The following is a 19,163-nucleotide window of genomic DNA, read 5'->3' on the forward strand; positions in this document are numbered from 1 at the left end:
CGCTCAGGATGACGATTTCACTCTGACGGACAATCGTTCAGGCGAGGAGCCAGTCGTACTGCGCGTCTGTCAACGGGACGACGGAGAGGCGGAACTGGCGGAAGAGCAGCGAGTCCTTGAAGACTCCGGCCTGGCGGATCTCGTCGAGCGACTTCTCTTTCTTGAGGCGCTTGACCGGCTTGATGCGGACGTTGGGGTTCTTCGGGTCGGCGGCATCGACTGAGACGACCTTCGCGGTGCCGACGGCGGCCTTGCCGACCATCGAGTGGTAGATGACCAGCTTTTCGCCGGGCTTCATGTTGCGGAGGTAGAGCAGGGCCTGGTTGTTGGTGATGCCATCCCAGGTGGTTTCGCCGTCCTTCAGGAGATCGTCGTAGGAGTACTTGTCGGGCTCGGTCTTTAAGAGAAAGGGCATCGTTGCTCCGTTGGGTCGGGAAGTAGTGTAGGGCATCCGGTGGCGCGGAGGACAGGGTCCCCCCCCATACTTTAATGTGCAAATTCCTTTAAACAAAGGACTTATCGGTAAAATCCTTTAAACAAAGGGGTTACGGCTAAAGTACTTCAAATAAAGGATTTAAGTTCAGGCGGTTCGACTCAGTCCGTCTTTTTGTCCCTATTTCTATTGTAGCGATTTGCGCCGGGATTCCCCGCCAAGTGCTTCCTGTTTGTTTTCAGTTGGATAAGCGATTTGGGGCTTGACACGCGATTTTGCGGCGGAAAGGGGGAAAGCGGATTCCTCCCCCTTCGACTTCGCTCAGGGTACGGAATGGAAATGCAAAAACTGCGGAATGGAAATGCAACGGGGGTGCGGCATGGACGGGTGTCAGCCGCCGAGGTCGAGCAGGTTCACCTTGGCCAGCGGACGGCCGAGGAAGGCGGAGCCGAGGCGCTGGAACTTCTCGATGGAGTCGGTGGCGTAGAAGGTGCACGCAGGCTCCGCGACGGGGCTGAGGTCCGGGAAGTGGGTGGCAACCGCCCTGGCGGTGGCGCGGGCGGTTGCATGGGCGGAGTCGATGATGGTGAGCGGATGGCCGAGCGCGGTCAGCACACGACGGAGGGCTGGTTCGAGCAGCGGATAGTGCGTGCAGCCGAGCAACAGGGTGCGCGCCGCCGGAGCCTCGGCGAGTGCCTCGGTCAGGTAGATTTTGAGCACCTCGTCGGTGACAGGATGGTTCGTCCAGCCCTCTTCGACCAGCGGCACGAGCAGCGGACAGGCCTTCTCGGTCGCGTCAAGCCCGAGCGCGTGGAGGGCGTGCGCGTAGGCGTGAGACTGGATGGTGGCGTGGGTGGCGAGGACGAGGACGTGGCTTTCGGTTGAGGCTTGTGGCGCTTCGCCCACCTTAGCGACGATGCTGCCGTCGCAAAGGTGGGGCACCCAATTCTTATGATTGGCATGGAGGGCGGCTTCGGCTCCCGGCTGGATGACGCCGATGACCGGGATGGTCAGCGCCTGCTCGATGTCTTCGAGCGCGAGCGCAGTTGCCGTGTTGCAGGCGACGACGAGCAGGTCCGCTCCCTGCTCGTGCAGGTAGCGCGCGCTGGAGACTGCGTAGCGGGCGATTGTCTCGCGCGACTTGGAGCCGTAGGGCAGGCGGGCCGTGTCGCCGAGATAGATGTAGCGCGAGGCCGGAAGCAACGGGAGCAGTTCGCGCAGGACGGTAAGGCCGCCGAAGCCAGAGTCGAAGACGCCGATGGTGAGTTGGTCTGAAGGCATGTGGTCGCTGTTCTCAATGTAGCCGCAGTGGAAGAGGAACAGCAGTTCCTCCCCCTTCGACTTCGCACAGGGTACGGAATGGAAATGCAAAGGGGCTGCGGAATGGAAATGCAAAAAATGTTATCGATGATGTGTCTGCACTAGTGTGGTGTCTCTAAAGTTCTTAGCATAAATTGGAATCGCAAACCGCAGGTCCTTCGACTCCGTTTGGGGTAAAAACCGCCAAACTCCCCTCAGGATGACAACTTGAATGATGTTGCGAACTTCAGGGACAGGACACTAATTGCCGGCTGTTGGTTGCTGGTTCTCTGTCGTGGCGGAGTAGGTGCGAGTGAGATCAGCGTGGCCGGCGAGGGTCTCGCGGGGCTGGCCATCGACCAGGAAGCGGACCGCGGTGACGCGCGGGAAGTCGGCGTGGAGCGTCTGGACGATAGACCGGATGGTGAGCGTCTCGACCAGGATGCCTGAGGGGTGCCGGTCGCAGAAGGTGCTGGTCAGGTTGACGATGGCAGTCTCGGTCTTGTCGGTGGAGTGCGTGTCCGTCGAAGGCGTGTTGGGAACGAGGAAGACATCTTCGACGGCTGGGCCGCTCTGGAGCGGGTGCGCGGAGCCAGGCTGCGCGTAGCTGCTGAGCAGGTGGTCAAGCAGGGTGCGGGCGCGCGAGGTGGGATCGTCGGGCAGGGCGAGCGAAGCCTGCGACGGAGCCACGGTGCCGTCCGCGTCGTTGGCCAGGTAGAGGGTCACGTCCTGCGTGCTGGTCGCGCCTGGCGCAGCGATCGGCGTCTCATCCGCCGGGGCGGCAAGGCGCCGCAGCGTCTGTCGGTGCGCGTGGAAGAGAAACGCAGCAACCAGGACGATGGCGGCGGCGAGCGACCAGAAGAGAATGCGTTGGTAGCGAGGAATCATGGTGCTGCTCCGGTGGATGGCGTGGCTGGCGATGCGGGCTGTGGCGCGGGGGGCGGTGCGGGCTGGGCGCGCCAGGCGGTGAGCGCCCTGGCGATGGCCTCGGCTGCCTGCTGCTGGTAGGCAGGGTCCGTGACTGGTGTGGGACTGCCGCCGGGGTTGTCGAGCGGGGCAAGCTCAATCGCGATGGCAGGGCAGGTCAGGTTGTCGAGTGGCCGGAGATGCGCGCGGAGCAGCAGTGCCGGAATCCGCGCGCGGACGAAGGCGGCGTCGATCTGAATGGCGAGCGCGAGGCTTTGGGGGATCGATGCGGCTTGTGCGGTGTCCCAGGGGATGGTGCGCTGTGATGCGCCGGCGGTGAGCGCGGAGGCGACCAGGTGGACGCCGTTGCCGCTGTCGGTGGCGTGCAGCACGAGACAGGCGGCGGGCCGGGCGTGGTTGGCGATGCCTGCTCGCTGGTCGGGAGGCATGGCGGCGGCAGGGTCGGCATCGCGCGTGGTCAGGACGGCGAAGTTCGCTCCGCCGAGCGCAGCGCGGAGCCGGGCAGCGAAGGCGAGCGTCACGTCCTTTTCAAGGACGTTGTTGGCAAGGTGGGCCCCGGCGTCGGGGCCTCCGTGCGCGGGGTCAAGCAGGATGGTCGCGCGGGGTTGCTGCGCCGCCGCGGCAGTTGCCAGCAGGAAGAGGGTCGCGACGATGGAACGGCGGAGCGGAAGCAAGGTTGTGATGATTGTAAATTGGCCGCAGGTAGAGAGACGACAAAGGCTGGAGGTGAATGCGTGCCATCGCTGCTGCGGTCGGATGCCCTGGCAGCATCCCTAAATTGTTTCGCCGGCCAGCCCTAGTTCCTCGGCCCGGGCCTGCATGGCGCGCAGGCAGTTCCCCACATGCTCGTCCACGCTCAGCCCCAGCAGCGCGGCCCCGTCCGTAATGTCCTCCCGCTTTACCGCGCGCGCGAATGCTTTGTCCTTCATCTTCTTCTTCACGCCCGCTACTTCAACATCCTTAATAGACCGCGAAGGCTTCACCAGCGCGCAGGCCGTCAGAAATCCCGCCAGTTCGTCGGAGGCGAACAGCGCCTTATCCAGATGCGACTCGCGCGCGACGCCCGAGTAGTCCGCGTGGGCCAGCACGGCGTGTAACACAGGCTCTGGCCAGCCAAGCTCGCGCAGTCTGGCGACGCCGACAAACGGATGCTCCTCCGCCGTCGGATGCTTCTCGTAGTCCATGTCGTGCACCAGACCGGCGCAGGCGTACATCTCGACAAACTTTGCAGCCTCATCGCCGCCCAGCCCAAGCCGCGCGGCCTCCATTGCGCCATACGCCTCCGTACAGGCCGACACCGCCATGCCATGTTTCCGGAGGGACTCACCCGCCGTCCACTCACGCAACAAAGCCAGCGCCGCGTCACGCGAAAATCCATCAGCCATAGTCCCTCGCTTTCCAATCCCAGACCCAGCAACCCCAGTCCGGCCCTCAAAACAAGTTACTACCTTGATTCCCTCTTCGGGTTTTTCAGGCATTCTACCTTGAATTCTCGGCTTTCCTCTTGACTCCGGAGGAACCCGGTGTCACTCTAGGCACATCGCGTGCTCCGTTATCGGACATGTGCTGCGGTCCTTGCTCTGGGTCCGCCCGCATTAGACAACTTATGGCAACCATGATGGCACCCGTTGAACAGCGTGAGGTACTGCGCTGCGACCATTGCAGCCTGGTGCAGTTCCGCACGTCGAACTCACTTTGCCGCCGCTGCCACCAATGTCTCGAGGTTGAAGTCCCCGAGCCCGCGTCGGCCCCGCTTGCCGTCGTTCCCCCACCCCCCGCATCGTCAGACGGCCTGCAAGTGGCCAATGCTGTGCGCGATCTGCGCCATGTGCGCAATCTCTCGCAGCGTCAGCTTGCGGCGCGGATGAACGTGCCCCGCACTTACATCTCGAAGATCGAGAACGGCAAGGCGATGCCGACGCTCTCGTCGCTCGACCGGCTGGCCAGGGCGCTCCAGGTGGACATCTCGACCTTGCTGCGCGACTCGAACACCCGCCGCCAGGACGAAACTGCTGTGCTGATGGCCGACCCGTTCCTTGCCGAGATTGCGATGTACGCTTCGCAGCTTGACGAGCTACAACGGTCAATCTTCCTGAACCACGTCCGTGAGCTTGCTCAGGGACGCCGCCGCTCGGCCTAACCGCTCGGCATCAGGTTGCGCAAGACCTCCCGGGAGAGCGCCTCGATGGCGCGGCGCTCTCCTCTCCGCTCCAATCGGACACTGCTGCGTCCATTAACCTCCTTGCCGACAAGACTTCATTGCACACCCCTACCCAGTGTGCTAGCGTCAAAGATTGCGAGGTTGCTTTGGCGTTTACTCCCCCATCCTTCCCCAGCCGCATTCACGAACTTTCCCCCGAGGAGCAGTCTGTTTATCGCCAGCTTGACTCGGCGCGGATGCCGCAGCACATCGCCATCATTATGGATGGCAACGGCCGCTGGGCAGGCAAACGTGCGCTCAAACGCTTTCTCGGCCACCAGAAGGGAGCAGAGTCCGTCCAGTATGTCGTCGAGACCGCCTCGCGCATCAACCTTCCCTGGCTGACGCTCTACGCCTTTTCGCTCGAAAACAACCTTCGCCGCCCCAAGGCCGAGGTCAGCTTTCTGATGAAGCTGTTGAAGTCCTACCTGATCGGCAACGTGAAGCGGATGAACGACAACAACGTGCGCATGGCTTATATTGGCCGCACGCACGACCTCCCGCAGGAGGTGCAGGACACGATGCAGTGGGCGATGGAGTCCACCGCGAAGAACACCGGCACCACGCTGACGCTTGCGCTCAACTACGGGGCGCGCACCGAGATCGTCGATGCGGTCCGTTCGATCCTCACCAATCTGGCCACCGAGGCGCACACGCGCGGCTGCTCGATCGACGACCTGCTCGGCGCAGGGGCGCTCGAATCGCTCGACGAAGCCAGCATCGCCCGGGCGCTGTACACGCGCGAGATGCCGGACCCTGACCTGGTCATCCGCACCTCGGGTGAACAGCGCATCTCGAACTTTCTGCTCTGGCAGATCGCCTACTCGGAGATCTTCATCACCGACCGTCTCTGGCCCGACTTCCGCGGCATCCATCTGCTCGAAGCCATCCAGGCTTATCAGCGCCGCGAGCGCCGCTTCGGTGGGCTCGGCGAGAATTTGACCGATGAAAACCTCAGCACGCTCGAACCTGCCGATGAGGTTGCCGAAGAGATCAAGGACCACCTGCTGCCCGAATCCGAATCGCGGTCAGAGTCGAAAGCGGACCACGCGCTGCCCCGCCGCTAAGCGTAACCGCTAACCTGCCGGGCAAGGATGCTCTCCGGCGCGCCTGGTGGTATTTAAACGATTTTATTCGTATAACTTATCGCATCTTTCCTGCCCTCTCCCGCGTCCCCATGGCAGCAGTACTAAGGAGAGTGCATCATGCACACTACTATTCGTAAGCTGCTTTGCTTCTCTCTCACCCTCGCGTTTCTCAATACCACCACCCTCGTCCTGGCGCAGAGCACCGCGTCCACCGCGTCCACCCTGGTTCCTCCGCAGATCGCCTCCGCCCACACGATCTTTATCTCGAACGCCGGCGGCAGCAACTACTTCAACATGTTCACCGGCGGACCGGACCGAGGCTACACTCAGCTTCTCAACGATCTCGAAAAGTGGAACCGCTTCCGGATCATCCAGTCCCCTTCGGCGGCCGACCTCATCTTCGAGATACAAGCCATCGCTCTGACCACGGCCAGCCTGGGCAACGACGCGCCCGGCGGCTACGATCCTCAACTCGTCCTTCGCATCCGCGATCCTAAAACCAACGCGATTCTCTGGACCACGACCGCCAACGTTCGGGCGGCGGGCAGGCAGAAGTCGCGCGATAAGGGCTTCGACAAGTCGGTGGCCGTCCTCGTCGATCATGTCCGTCAACTGACCGGCGAACAGCTTACCGCTGAGCAGACAAAGGCGGCTCGCGACAACACACGCGCGCCAAACTCCGAAAAAATACTGTTCGGCACGCTCATTGGAGTCGGCGTGGGCATGATGGGCTTCGGCATTTACAAGGTGACTCACATGAGCCAGCCCAAGCTTCCGACGCCTCCTACGAGTCCTTGCGGCACACCCTTCTGCCCCATCTGAGGATGGTCTGATTGAAGCTGTCGTTTGGTGCGGGCAGATGCGAAGCCCAGATTCCCTTCGGGAATGACAACAACTCAATCACGGCCACTGCCGTCTCACGTGAGATGAGCAGTGGCCGTGGAGTTTGTTGACCCTGTGCCTTGATCCCTGATCCCTGTATTCTTGCAACTGAATGAAACGAGTCCTGACCGCTCTTGTCCTCATCGCAGCCGTGCTTGCGCTGGTCTTCTTCGGCAAGCTCTGGATGCTCACGCTCTTTGCCGCCATTGTTGCCGAGCTGGCCGTTTATGAGTACCTCCAGCTCGCCGCCGTCGGGGCTGAGACGCATGGCGCGAAGCTCCGCATTCCGTTCTGGTGGATGGTGGCCGCGACCGCCACCGCCTTTGTCGTCACGCTGCCCAACTTCCCCGTCGAAGATCAGCTTCCTGTGCTGAGCGCCCTGACGCTCGTACTCTTTGCGTGGAACGCCTTCCGCTCGCCGCTGATCCAGATTCTGCCCGACACGGCGCAGGGACTCTTCGGACTGATCTATATTGCGTACCCGCTCACGCTCATTCCGCTGCTGTGGAGCAAGGAGAACGGCCCGACGCTCGTCCTCTTCCTGATGCTCTCGGTCTGGGTGGGCGACACGGCCGCGCTTTACGTGGGACGCGCATTCGGCAAGCGGAAGCTCGCGCCGCGCCTGAGCCCGGGCAAGACGTGGGCTGGATCGATTGCGTCGATCGCCGGCAGTGTGCTGATCGCGCTCGCGCTGGCAGAGACCGCCAACGCCCTGACCGCGCGCGGCAACATGCTGCTGCATATCTCGGAGCCGCTGTGGCAGACGCTCGTGCTGGCTGCGATCCTCAATATCGCCGCGCAGGTTGGCGACCTGCTCGAATCGTCCATCAAACGCGGAGCGGGCGTTAAAGACTCCGGTACGATGCTGCCTGGACATGGCGGCATCCTCGACCGCATTGACGCCCTGCTGCTTGCCGCGCCCGTCCTCTGGTACGCGCTCTTGCTAAAGGACTATTTCGGTCTGGGACGGTTCTGAAGAAGGCGAGAACAGCGCCCCTGCCCAGACGACGAGGCATGGGAAGAACTCCAGCGTGTAGCGCGGCTCGGAGTTGTCCATGGTCAGCAGCAGTGCCAGGCGGAGCAGCACGTAGCCCATCATGGCCCAGGCGAGCGGCGCGTTGCCGTCCCATCCTCGCGCGCGCCAGCGCCACAGACCCAGCAGGCCCACGACCAGGTAGGCGAGGTTCAGCGCGGCGAACGCGAGCGAGAAGGCGCTTTCGCGCGGATGCTTGCTCCACTTCCACCAGTCGAGTGCGATCGGTAGCAGCTCAGTTCGCGGCCGCAGCACCATGTTGACCACGCGGGCCACCGGCAGCGCCACGTAGTATCGGATGGGATTGTCCTCGATCCGCTCGCGGGCGAGGGCGGCGAACTGCACGTCGTACTCCGGCTTCGCGTCGCAGGTCTGGTTGTACTCGGTCAGCAGAGCTTCGGTGCGGGCATACTGCTGGTCCGAATCGAATGCGCGCGTCGGCAGGTCGGCAATGGCAATCTCCGCGGCGTTGTAGTTCCAGTAGACGGCGTCGGTTGAGGTGAAGTCGATGGCCCAGGTCCTGTACCAGCGGTTGAACCCGTTGGGCACAGGCTCTCCCGGGTCTGCGGCCGAGCGCGGCGCAAGCGGTTCGAAGACGTGAAATGTGTGCCAGTTGCGCGCCGCCCAAGGGATGAGCGGAAGCACTACGCAGATCGCTGCTGCCACGATGGGAAGCGTCTTCCGCACGACGTCCCCGCCGCCTGCGCGCCACGCAATCCACAGCATAGCCGGAACGACGGCCGCGGCCAGCAAGCCTTGCTCGGGCCGCAACAGAAGCGAATAAGACAGTGCGGCAGCGGTGATCCAGAGCCAGCGGTTCCATCCGGCTCCGGCGGCGCGCCAGCATTCCATGCCATAAAACGCCAGCGCAATCGTAGCCAGTGTGGGAACTTCCGTCAGCGGAGCCGCGACGTAGTTTGCCGTGAACGGGCAGAGCGCCGCAAGCCAGAGCGCCGCGAGACCGGCCCTCTTTCCGAAGAGTCTTCCCGCCAGCGCAGCCACCAGCAGGCAGGTGGCAAGATCGACCATGCACTGCACGTACATGACGGCTGTGTAGTGTTCGATGCCGAATACACGGAAGCACGCGGCCAGAAAGAGGGGGTATCCGGGCAGGCGAATCAGTGTTGGCTGGCCGGAGGCGGCAAAGCCATAGACGCCCCGGGTCATCCAGCTTTTTGCAATGTCGCCGTAGAGCAGTGTGTCGCCCGCGATGGTGCCCGCATGGGCGATAAACCACAGCCGCAGGATGGCTCCGGCCACCAGCGCGGCGGCTGCGGAGATCACTAGATTGAGGCGGCTGCGGGTCATCCTTTGTGCATCATATCTGGTTGCGCAACACCTTCCGCGGGGTTGCGTTGACGCGGAAGGTTTCGCTGCATACGATTGCACTTAGGGGGGCTTGCCAGGTTCCGGGAAGACCGGCCGGGGCCATGCCCCATGTGGAGATGTGAGATGAGCGGCGTGACCTGGTTCACGCGCTTTCCAGGCAATACTGATTCCGAGTTTCCCCAGCATAGGCAGGCCGCCAGCTTCATTCGATGAACAGACAAGTCTTTTACGATCCGCAACGCAAGCGATGGAAGCGGCTACGCCGAATCTTCGACATCCTCGCCCTGCTGGGCGTGCTGCTGGGCACGCTGTTCATCATTAATCTGCTACGGATGAAGCCGCTTCCTGAGCTTCTGCTGACGACGCCTAAGCGCAACTACCGGGCGCTTGCCAACCCACCGGCGCTCAAGCCCGGGCAAAAGCTGCGCAGGCCGGCCCATCGCAAGACCGACAAGAAGCCCTCCGAGGTGCAGCTGAACTCGGGCGAAGGGCTGCGCGCGGCCTACTATGTGGTGGACGATCCGGCCAGCTACTCGTCGCTCAAGCAGCACATCAACCAGATTGATCTGCTCTTTCCCGAGTGGCTGCATGTCGTCTCGCCGGACGGCACGCTGACCGGCTACTCGGAGGACAACAGCCCGTTTGCCGTGGTCGATTCCGCAGGCGTGCACCGCGTGGACCGCGAGCGTCAGGTCGCCAATACGATCGCGAAGAATCGCGCCAACACCGAAGTCTTTCCGCTGGTCAACAACTATGACCCCACCAAGGGCTACTTCCAGCCGTCGGTCGGCGACTTCCTCAACAACGAACAGTCGCGCGCGCACTTCATTAAGCAGATCGACGCCTTTCTGGCGGGGAACCCCAGCTATCACGGCATCTCGCTCGATTTCGAGGAGATCCCGACCGATGCGCAACCGGGACTGAACTCGCTGATCGAGGCACTGTACAACGACTTTCATCCGCGTAACCTGCGCCTCTACGTCAACGCGCCCGTCGGTGACGACGATTTCGACCTGACGTTTCTGGCGAACCACTCCGACGGTTTGCTGATCATGAACTACGACCAGCACCAGATCGACAGCGAACCCGGGCCGATTGCCGCGCAGGACTGGTTCATCGACAACCTGAAGACCGTGCTGAAGACCGTTCCCAAGAACAAGATCATCTGCTCGGTGGGCAGCTATGGGTACGACTGGACCACGACCATGCCGGAGCCGCCAGGGCGTGGCAAAAGAAAGAAGCCAGCGCCCGAGAAGGTGCTTGGGTCGCGCGATCTTTCCACGCAGGAAGCCTGGCAGGAGGCCTACGACTCCGAAGCTGAGGTGGAGCTGGACTCCGATTCCCTGAACCCGCACTTCGCCTACGACGATGAAGACGCGCATGTGCGGCATCAGGTCTGGTTCCTCGATGCGGTCACGGTGCTCAACGAGATGCGGGCCGCGCGCGCGCTGGGCATTGAGACGTTCGCGCTCTGGCAACTGGGTTCGGAAGACAATTCGCTGTGGAAGATATGGGACTCTCCGCAGAAGACCGACCCGGTCAAGGCACTCGCGACGATTCCACCGGGCTATGACGTCGATACCGAAGGCGACGGCGACATCCTGCGCATCACGCGCCGTCCGCAGAACGGCAAGCGCACCATCACAATGGACGACGACGACTCGGTGCCCGTGGGCTATCGCACCATCACCGAGGAGTCGATGGTCTCCTATCCGCTCTCCTACACGGTCGAGCAGTACGGATACCACCCCAACAAGGTGGCCCTGACCTTTGACGATGGACCCGATCCGGAGTGGACCCCGAAGATCCTCGACATCCTGAAGAAGTACAACGTCAAGGCCACGTTCCTGATGATCGGCGAGAACGCCGAAAAGAACGTGGGCATGATGCAGCGGGTGTATCGGGAAGGCCACGAGATCGGCAACCACACCTTCACGCATCCGGACGTCAGCGATATTTCAAATGCGCAGGTCGACATTCAGCTCAACCTGACGGAGCGTCTCTTCGCGGCGAAGCTGGGCGTCCAGCCGCTGTTCTTCCGCCCACCCTACTCCATCGATCAGGAGCCGGATACCAACGATCAGGCTGCGCCCATCGACCGCATCCAGGGCATGGGCTACGTCATCCTGGGCAACAAGATCGACACCAACGACTGGGACGAGCATCCGCGCAAGACGCCGAAGGAGATTATCGACAGCGTCTTTGCGCAGATCGCCGGCATGAAGGACCGCCCGTGGACGAAGGGCTCGATCATCCTGCTGCACGACAGCGGCGGCGACCGCTCGGCCACTGTGGCCGCGCTGCCCTTGCTGATCACCAGCCTGCGTGCGCATGGCTACCAGATCGTTCCGGTCTCGGACCTGCTGGGCAAGACCCGCGCCCAGGTGATGCCGCCTCTGACATCACACCAGCGATGGCAGGCGCGCGTCGATTCGCTGACGTTCTTCTTCATCGGCTTCTTCCAGAATTTCGTCGTGGCGCTGTTCTTCGTCGGCGACATTCTGATGACCGCGCGGCTGATTATCATCGGCATCTGCGCGGTCATCGACCGCTTCCGCAAGCGGACCAGCTATGCGGGTTCAGGCTACGCGCCGCGCGTCGCTGTGCTGATTCCTGCTTACAACGAGGAGAAGGTCATCGTGCGGACGATCCGCTCGGTGATGATGTCCACCTACAAGAACCTGCGCATCATCGTCATCGACGACGGCTCGACCGACGCCACCTACGAAGTGGCGAAGGCCGCGTATCCGAAAGAGATCGCCTCCGGACGCCTGACCGTGCTGACCAAGCCGAACGCCGGCAAGGCCGAGGCGCTGAACTACGCTCTCGAACACTTCGACGAAGAGATCTATGTCGGCATTGATGCCGACACGGTGATTGCGCACGACGCCATCGGCAGGTTGGTTGCGCTGTTTGCCGACCCGAAGGTCGGAGCCGTCGCGGGCAATGCCAAGGTAGGCAACCGCGTGAACCTGTGGACACGCTGGCAGGCGCTTGAATACATCACCAGCCAGAACTTCGAACGGCGCGCGCTCGATCTATTCGACGTGGTTCCGGTTGTGCCCGGCGCGATCGGCGCGTGGCGCACCGCAGCGGTGAAGGCAGGTGGAGGCTACCACTCCAACACCGTGGCCGAAGATGCCGACCTGACCATGAACCTGCTCGAACAGGGCTACAAGGCCATCTACGAAGACCAGGCGCTCGCCTTCACTGAGGCCCCGATCAACGCCGACGGCCTCATCCGGCAGCGGTTCCGGTGGTCGTTTGGCAGCCTGCAGGCAGTGTGGAAGCACCGCGGCGCCATCACCACCAACCTCGCCATGGGCTTGTTTGCGCTGCCCAACATCGTCATCTTCCAGATTATTCTGCCGCTGGTCTCGCCGCTGATCGACCTGATGTTTGTCGCGGGCATCATCCACTACTTCATCGACAAACACTTCCACCCGGTGGCCACGTCGCCCGCCAGCTTCTACAAGCTGCTGGCCTTCTTCATGGTCTTCCTGGTGATTGACTTCATCACGTCCGTGCTCGCGTTCATGCTCGAACGCAAACACCCGGCGAGCAAGGGCGATGCATGGCTGCTGTTCCACATCTGGATCCAGCGGTTCACCTATCGGCAGCTCTTTGCGCTGGTTTTGTTCAAGACGGTGAAGCGTGCCATCGACGGCAAACCCTTCAGTTGGGACAAGCTCGACCGCACGGCCAAGATGTCGAAGGAGACCGACAAGCTGACCGAGATGCGCTAGTCGAAAATCGGTGACGAGCCGGGGCGACGAGACTCTTTCGCTCGCGCTAGAATCTAACCCTTATGGCTACCGTAGACCTTTCCCCCGCGACCGCGTACACGACCACGCTGCATCCGTTTGCCAATGAGCCTTTTGTCGACTTCTCCACCGCTGAAAACAAGCGCGCCATGGAGACGGCGCTGGCCGAGGTGGCCACGCAACTGGGCCGCGAGTACGACCTGGTCATCGGCGGCAAGCGGCTGCGGACGACGAAAAAGATCATTTCGACGAACCCGGCGCGGCCTGCGCAGGTTGTCGGCATTCACCAGCATGCCGGGCTTGAGCATGTAGAAGACGCCATGCGCGCGGCGCAGACCGCGTTCCAGAGCTGGAGCCGCGTGCCGGTTGCCGAGCGAGCCGGTCTGCTGTTTCGCGCGGCGGAGATGATTCGCCTGCGCAAGTTTGAGTTCCATGCCTGGCTGGTCTATGAGACAGGCAAGAACTGGGCCGAGGCTGACGCCGACGTGGGCGAGACCATCGACTTCCTCGAATTCTACGGACGCGAGGCGCTCAGGCTCGATGCCGTGAAGACGCCCATCCAGTATCCCGGTGAGCGGAACCGACTGCGCTATATTCCGCTCGGCGTGGGCGCGGTGATCTCACCGTGGAACTTTCCGTTCGCCATTATGGCCGGTATGACGGCGGCTTCGATTGTGTGCGGCAATACCGTCATTCTGAAGCCTTCGGTCGATGCGCCCACCATTGCGGCACGCTTTATGAATCTGCTGATCGAAGCCGGACTGCCCGACGGCGTGGTGAACTTCTGCCCCGGCGAGGGACCGGAGTTCGGCAGCGCCATCGTCGCGCATCCGCAGACGCGCTTCATCGCATTTACCGGATCGAAGGCCGTGGGCCTGGATATTCACGAGCGCGCCGCCGTAACGCTGCCTGGGCAGAAGTTCATCAAGCGGACCATCCTCGAGATGGGCGGCAAGGACTCGATCATCGTCGATGCCGATTGCGACATCAACGCCGCCGTCGAGGGCGTCGTCGCCAGCGCCTTCGGCTTCAACGGACAGAAGTGCTCGGCCTGCTCGCGCGCGATTGTGGACGCGGCGATCTACGACAGCTTCTGCGACCGTCTGCGCGCACGGGTCGAATCCATTCAAACCGGTGACCCGGTAAAGAATATTTACACCGGCCCGGTCATCAGCGAGAAGGCGTATCGCAAAATTTTGAACTATATCGAGATCGGCAAGGGCGAGGGCAGACTGCTGAATGGCGGTAAGGCGATTGATACGCCCGAAAAGGGCTACTACATCGCCCCCACTGTCATTGCGGATGTTGCGCCCACGGCTCGCATCGCACAGGAGGAGATCTTCGGCCCGGTGCTCGCAGTCATCAAATCGCACAGCTTCGACGAAGCCCTGGCGATTGCCAACAACACCGAATATGGCCTGACAGGCTCGGTGTACTCGAATTCGCGCGAGAAGCTGGAGCGCGCCGGAGAAGAGTTCCACGTGGGCAATCTCTACTTCAACCGCAAATCCACGGGCGCGATGGTCGGCGCGCATCCTTTCGGCGGATTCAACATGAGCGGCACCGACTCGAAGGCAGGCGGACCCGATTATCTGCTGCTGTTCACGCAGGCAAAGAGTATTGGGGAGAAAGTGAAGTAAGCCTCTATCTTCCGGCTTGTAGCTCAAGGCTGAAAGCTAGAGGCTAATAGCTGTCTTTACGCCGTCTTCATCTGGATGAGGTTGCCGGCTTTTGCCGCAGCCTCGGCCAGCACGCGATGATGAATCGTGAACAGCGCCAGTTCGAGACGGTCGGAGACGCCGGTCTTGTCGTAAATGCTGCGCAGATAGTTTTTGATGACCTGCTCCTTGGTGCCGAGCTGGTGGGCAATCTCTTTGTTCTTGCAGCCCTGCACGATCAGCGAGACAATCTGCATCTCTTTGGGCGTCAGGCGATCGCGGACGCGCGCGCCGACGTTATCTGCCGCGTGCATGGTGGTGACGTTCGAGTGCTGAAGATAGCGCTGGCCGCGCGCAACACGGCGCACGCAGTCCACCAGGTCGGGTCCCGGGACATTGCGGCTCACGATGCCATCGAAGAGTTGCGCGATTTCCTCGGCAACATGCTCCGCATTTTCCGTTACGAGGATGACGCGGCTGCCAAGCGGCTGCGTGTGCGACACAAGCGCGGCAACGTCGAGGTTCAGACTCGTCGAGACGAGCGCAACCGAGCCACGGAAGCTGTCGATTGCGGAGAAGAGTTTCGCCGCATCTTCGCACTGGGCGACGATGCGCATGTCGTCCTCAAGCGCGAGCACACGCGCGGCTCCGGCTCGGAAGATCGCCTGGTTGTCAGCGAGGATGAGTCGATTCATCGGTATGTTCGTCTCCTGCCGGGCCGTATGCCCCGTTCTTTCTCTCCATCGGCTGAAGGCGGGCGGAGCGGGAAAAATGTCTGCAATTCGGACATCAGGCGGTCTGCACCAACGGGCGCTTGTTGACTGAACTTACAATAGCCCATGTTTTTGAACCCCGGAGGCGCCGGGGGGAATCCAAAGATGAGGCGCCGCCGGTTTACCGGCTTCAACTCAGGGGCACCGGCGAAGTATAACAAGAGTATGCCTAAGCCAATTCTGCTCGCCATCGATGACGACACCAGTGTGCTGGAAGCTGTGGTACAGGACCTGCGCCGCCACTACGGGCAGCATTACCGCATCGTCCGCGCGGCCTCGGGCGCGGCTGCGCTCGACATCTGCCGCCAGTTGCAGGAGCGCAAGGACATCGTCGCGCTGTTCCTGTCGGACCAGCGGATGCCGGGCATGACCGGAGTTGATTTTCTGCAGCAGGCGCTCACCATCTATCCCGACGCCAAGCGCGTGCTGCTGACCGCTTACGCGGATACCGAAGCAGCTATCCGCGCCATCAATTCGGCAAAAATTCACTATTACCTGAACAAGCCCTGGGACCCGCCGGAAGAGAAACTCTATCCGGTGCTCGACGACCTGCTTGAAGCATGGAAGCAGGGATATAAGCCGCCGTTCGAGGGCATCCGCGTGGTGGGCACGCGCTGGTCGCCTAAGGACCACGCGATCCGCGACTTTCTCTCGCGCAACCGCATTCCGTATCAATGGCTGACGCCGGAGCAGAACCCCGAGGCCATCGATCTGCTGAAGGAAAAAGGTCTCGATGACGCGAAGCTGCCGGTGGTGCTCTTCGGCGACGGCACGGCGCTCGTGCAGCCTACTTCCATAGAAGTAGCGAACAAAGTAGGCATCTCGACGCAGGCGCAGCAGCAGTTCTACGACCTGGTCGTCGTTGGGGCTGGGCCTGCCGGTCTCGCTGCAGGAGTGTACGGCGCGTCCGAGGGTTTGAAGACGCTCATCGTCGAGCCGAATGCCGCGGGCGGGCAGGCTGGATCAAGCTCCCGCATCGAAAACTATCTCGGCTTTCCGCAGGGAGTAAGCGGCGAGGAATTGGCCAAACGGGCATTTCTGCAAGCAGGAAGGCTGGGCGCGGAGTTTCTGCTGCAAAAGGTCACTGGTATCCGGCAGGAGAACCAGTACCTGATCGTCGGCATGAAGGACGGGCGCGAGGTGACGTGCCACGTCTGCCTGCTCGCCACAGGCGTGTCGTATTGCAAGCTCGACATTCCGGGCGCAGACAAGTTCAGCGGTGCCGGGATATATTACGGGGCGGCGCTGACGGAGGCGATGTCCTGTGCCAATGAAGAGGTCTATATCGTAGGCGGCGCCAACTCGGCAGGCCAGGCAGCGATGCACTTCGCGCGCTACGCCGCCAAAGTGCGCATGATCGTCCGTGCCGACTCGCTGAGCAAGAGCATGTCGAAGTACCTGATCGACCAGATCGAGGCGACGCCGAACATCATCGTCGAGACGCGCACCGAGGTGGTCTCCGCCTCGGGCAACGAGCATCTCGAATGCCTGACGCTCAAGACGCCGAACGGCGAAGAGGCCCGCCACACCAGCTCGCTGTTCATCTTCATCGGCGCGGAGCCGAAGACGGACTGGCTGCCTGCGGGGCTTCTGCGCGACAAGCGTGGCTTTGTGCTCTCCGGCCCGGATCTTAAGGCGAAGTGTCCGCAGTCGTGGAAGCTGGACCGCGAGCCGTACCTGCTCGAAACCAGTATGCCCGGCGTGTTTGTCGCGGGCGACGTGCGATTCAATTCTATAAAACGATGCGCTTCGGCAGTCGGCGAAGGCTCAATCGCAATTCAGTTTGTACACCAGTATCTGGCAACGCTTTGAAAGGCGGTAGTTTTCGTAAGACCATGAGTGAGCAAACCCAGGCAGTCGGAAAGAACGAAACCATGAGCGCGGAGATGATTCGCAAGCTGCGCTCGGCGCCTATTCTGTCGTCGCTGAAGGACGACGAGCTGCGCTGCCTGGAGGGCGTCGAAGAAGTCCACTTGCCCAAGGGCGCAACACTGGTGCGCCAGAGCGAGATGGTCCACAACTTCTGGATCCTGGTGGAAGGCGAAGTGGAGATCTTCTGGGTCTATCCCGATGGCCGCGAGACCTCCGTCGCCTGCATGTCCAAGGGCTCCGCCTTCGGTGAGCTGCCTTTGCTGGCCAACATTCCAAGCGTCGTCAACGCACGAACCGGCAGCGACAGCACGCTGTTGCAGTTGAGCGAAGAAGGCTTCTGGAAGCTGATGACCACCTGCCCCGGAGTACGCAAGGCGATCCTCTCGAACATGGCTGACCGTGTGCAAAAGATGCAGAGCGTCACCGTGCAGCAGGAGAAGATGGCCTCGCTGGGCACGCTGGCCGCGGGCCTGATGCACGAGTTGAATAACCCGGGCGCCGCTGCGCGCCGTGCCGCTTCGCAACTCCGGCAAAACCTGCTGCGGCTGCACCAGATCTCGCTCAAGTTCAAACAGTGCGATCTGACCTCAGAGCAGAAGAAGTGCATGTTTGACCTGCAGGACCACGCGCTTGCCGATCAACGTCCGCACACGATGAACTCGCTTGAACAGAGCGATGCGGAGGAGAGGCTGGCCGAGTGGCTCGAGTCGGCCAATGTGGAGAATGCCTGGAAGCTGGCCCCCACGCTGGTTTCCGTCGGCATGGACGAACATGAACTGATGTGCGCGCGCGATGAGTTCCAGGGCGACATGTTTTCCGACGCGCTGAGTTGGCTGGACGCACTGGTTTCGAGCATGCAACTGGTAGGCACTATCGAAGAAAGCATTGGCCGCGTGACCGATCTGGTCCACGCGGTCAAATCGTATGCATACGAGGGCAAAGGCAAAAAACAATCCCTCGACGTGAACGAGAGCATCCGCGCAACGCTCGTGATTCTGGCCCACAAGATGCGCGAAAAAGAGATCGTCGTCGAGAAAACCTTTGCCCAGGACCTGCCTGCGCTTGAAAGCGAAGCCTTCGGCCTGAACCAGATATGGACCAACCTGCTCGACAACGCCATCGACGCCGTATCGGCAAAGGGAAAGATCCGCGTCCGCACATGGGCTGAGACCGCGCAGTTGAACAACGGCAACTCGCGCAAGGAGATCTGCGTCATGGTGGCCGATGACGGCGGCGGCATCCCGCTCGATGTCCAACCGCAGATCTTCGACCCGTTCTATACGACCAAGCCTGTCGGCGTGGGCACAGGCATTGGGCTGGGCATCGTGCAGCGCATCGTGGACCAGTACGGCGGCAGCATCCACTTCTCCTCCGTGCCGGGCAACACGGAGTTCGTCGTGCGCATCCCCGCCGCGCGCCAGTAGCACCTTCAGGGCATATCCTTTGCGGCAACATTTCTGTGTAATGTGCGTTTGTAGCTTCAGAACGCGCAAGCTCACCTGCGCGACTGGAGCGCGAGGACACCATGAAGCTCTCTCGACTTGCCGTACCTCTCATCGCGGCGGGCATTCTGTTGACCGCAGGCTGTTCTCACCAGACGTACTATGTCTCGGCCCCTCCGCCTCCGCCGGTGAACGAAGTTCCACCCATGATCGCCCACGCGCGGCATGAGGGCTACCGCGCCGGACAGGACGATGCCGCACGCGACCTGTACAACCGCTCAGGCTACCATCCGCGCAACAACTGGAAGTACCGCGACACGCCCGGCTTCCAACCAGGCATGGGACCGTTCGCGGATTACCAGAATACATTTCGTCTCGCCTACCTGAGCGGATACGAAGCGGCCTTCCGCCAGCAGTGATTCAAAACGATGTTCGTGCTGCTCCTGGCACTCAATCGCGCGCT

16 protein-coding genes are annotated in these 19,163 nt (G+C 61.8%); 9 read left to right on the top strand and 7 right to left on the bottom strand.

Annotated features, from left to right (window positions below; genetic code table 11):
* Positions 1-37: 37 nt before the first annotated feature.
* The 5 genes from VFU66_RS08240 to VFU66_RS08260 all read right to left on the bottom strand — a co-directional run bounded on the left by VFU66_RS08240 (position 38) and on the right by VFU66_RS08260 (position 4,044).
* Positions 38-415 (bottom strand): EVE domain-containing protein, encoded by a 378-nt coding sequence (locus VFU66_RS08240; RefSeq protein ID WP_326445761.1) that lies wholly within the window; start codon positions 413-415, stop codon positions 38-40.
* Positions 416-823: 408 nt separating this feature from the next.
* Positions 824-1,714 carry a glutamate racemase gene (locus VFU66_RS08245; RefSeq protein ID WP_326445762.1) on the bottom strand — a complete coding sequence of 297 codons (891 nt, stop codon included), beginning with the start codon at positions 1,712-1,714 and terminating at the stop codon, positions 824-826.
* 279 nt (positions 1,715-1,993) lie between these two features.
* Positions 1,994-2,620, bottom strand: a complete 627-nt coding sequence (locus VFU66_RS08250; protein ID WP_326445763.1) for a GerMN domain-containing protein — start codon at positions 2,618-2,620, stop codon at positions 1,994-1,996.
* Positions 2,617-3,333, bottom strand: coding sequence for an N-acetylmuramoyl-L-alanine amidase family protein (locus VFU66_RS08255; RefSeq protein WP_326445764.1), 717 nt, complete (start codon positions 3,331-3,333; stop codon positions 2,617-2,619). The genes VFU66_RS08250 and VFU66_RS08255 overlap by 4 nt, the downstream gene beginning before the upstream one ends.
* Positions 3,334-3,432: 99 nt before the next feature.
* Positions 3,433-4,044, bottom strand: a complete 612-nt coding sequence (locus VFU66_RS08260) for an HD domain-containing protein (RefSeq protein WP_326445765.1) — start codon at positions 4,042-4,044, stop codon at positions 3,433-3,435.
* Between the two features lie 221 nt (positions 4,045-4,265).
* Between VFU66_RS08260 and relB the strand changes: the two genes are divergently transcribed.
* From relB to VFU66_RS08280, 4 genes are all read left to right on the top strand, one after another.
* Positions 4,266-4,799 (top strand): type II toxin-antitoxin system RelB family anti-toxin, encoded by a 534-nt coding sequence (gene relB, locus VFU66_RS08265; RefSeq protein ID WP_326445766.1) that lies wholly within the window; start codon positions 4,266-4,268, stop codon positions 4,797-4,799.
* A 167-nt stretch (positions 4,800-4,966) separates the two neighbouring features.
* Entirely contained in the window at positions 4,967-5,926 is a 960-nt protein-coding gene (uppS, locus tag VFU66_RS08270; RefSeq protein WP_326445767.1) for an undecaprenyl pyrophosphate synthase, read from the top strand.
* Between the two features lie 138 nt (positions 5,927-6,064).
* Complete coding sequence (locus VFU66_RS08275) at positions 6,065-6,769, top strand: DUF4136 domain-containing protein (RefSeq protein WP_326445768.1); 705 nt, start codon at positions 6,065-6,067, stop codon at positions 6,767-6,769.
* Between the two features lie 172 nt (positions 6,770-6,941).
* The gene (locus VFU66_RS08280) at positions 6,942-7,805 is read left to right on the top strand and encodes a phosphatidate cytidylyltransferase (protein ID WP_326445769.1); all 864 of its coding nucleotides are present in this window, start codon (positions 6,942-6,944) and stop codon (positions 7,803-7,805) included.
* On the opposite strand, the gene VFU66_RS08285 is transcribed toward VFU66_RS08280, so the two are convergent.
* Complete coding sequence (locus tag VFU66_RS08285; protein ID WP_326445770.1) at positions 7,773-9,170, bottom strand: glycosyltransferase family 39 protein; 1,398 nt, start codon at positions 9,168-9,170, stop codon at positions 7,773-7,775. The two genes, VFU66_RS08280 and VFU66_RS08285, sit on opposite strands and share 33 nt — an antisense overlap.
* Positions 9,171-9,400: 230 nt before the next feature.
* Here VFU66_RS08285 and VFU66_RS08290 point away from each other — a divergent pair, with 230 nt between their 5' ends.
* Positions 9,401-12,937, top strand: a complete 3,537-nt coding sequence (locus tag VFU66_RS08290; protein ID WP_326445771.1) for a trifunctional glycoside hydrolase family 18/polysaccharide deacetylase/glycosyltransferase family 2 protein — start codon at positions 9,401-9,403, stop codon at positions 12,935-12,937.
* Positions 12,938-12,999: 62 nt separating this feature from the next.
* The gene (gene pruA / locus VFU66_RS08295) at positions 13,000-14,595 is read left to right on the top strand and encodes an L-glutamate gamma-semialdehyde dehydrogenase (RefSeq protein ID WP_326445772.1); all 1,596 of its coding nucleotides are present in this window, start codon (positions 13,000-13,002) and stop codon (positions 14,593-14,595) included.
* Positions 14,596-14,651: 56 nt separating this feature from the next.
* Here the strand turns inward: pruA and VFU66_RS08300 are convergent, their stop codons facing one another.
* Complete coding sequence (locus tag VFU66_RS08300) at positions 14,652-15,308, bottom strand: response regulator transcription factor (RefSeq protein ID WP_326445773.1); 657 nt, start codon at positions 15,306-15,308, stop codon at positions 14,652-14,654.
* A gap of 243 nt (positions 15,309-15,551) precedes the next feature.
* On the opposite strand from VFU66_RS08300, the gene VFU66_RS08305 reads away from it, so the two are divergent.
* The 3 genes from VFU66_RS08305 to VFU66_RS08315 all read left to right on the top strand — a co-directional run bounded on the left by VFU66_RS08305 (position 15,552) and on the right by VFU66_RS08315 (position 19,119).
* A complete protein-coding gene (locus VFU66_RS08305) occupies positions 15,552-17,198 on the top strand; it encodes an FAD-dependent oxidoreductase (RefSeq protein ID WP_326445821.1) in 1,647 nt (548 codons plus the stop codon).
* 23 nt (positions 17,199-17,221) lie between these two features.
* Entirely contained in the window at positions 17,222-18,682 is a 1,461-nt protein-coding gene (locus VFU66_RS08310) for an ATP-binding protein (RefSeq protein ID WP_326445774.1), read from the top strand.
* 101 nt (positions 18,683-18,783) lie between these two features.
* The gene (locus tag VFU66_RS08315; protein WP_326445775.1) at positions 18,784-19,119 is read left to right on the top strand and encodes a hypothetical protein; all 336 of its coding nucleotides are present in this window, start codon (positions 18,784-18,786) and stop codon (positions 19,117-19,119) included.
* The last annotated feature ends 44 nt before the right edge of the window (positions 19,120-19,163 follow it).

This window comes from Edaphobacter sp., from assembly GCF_035763405.1.
In the GTDB taxonomy this organism is placed as follows: domain Bacteria; phylum Acidobacteriota; class Terriglobia; order Terriglobales; family Acidobacteriaceae; genus Edaphobacter.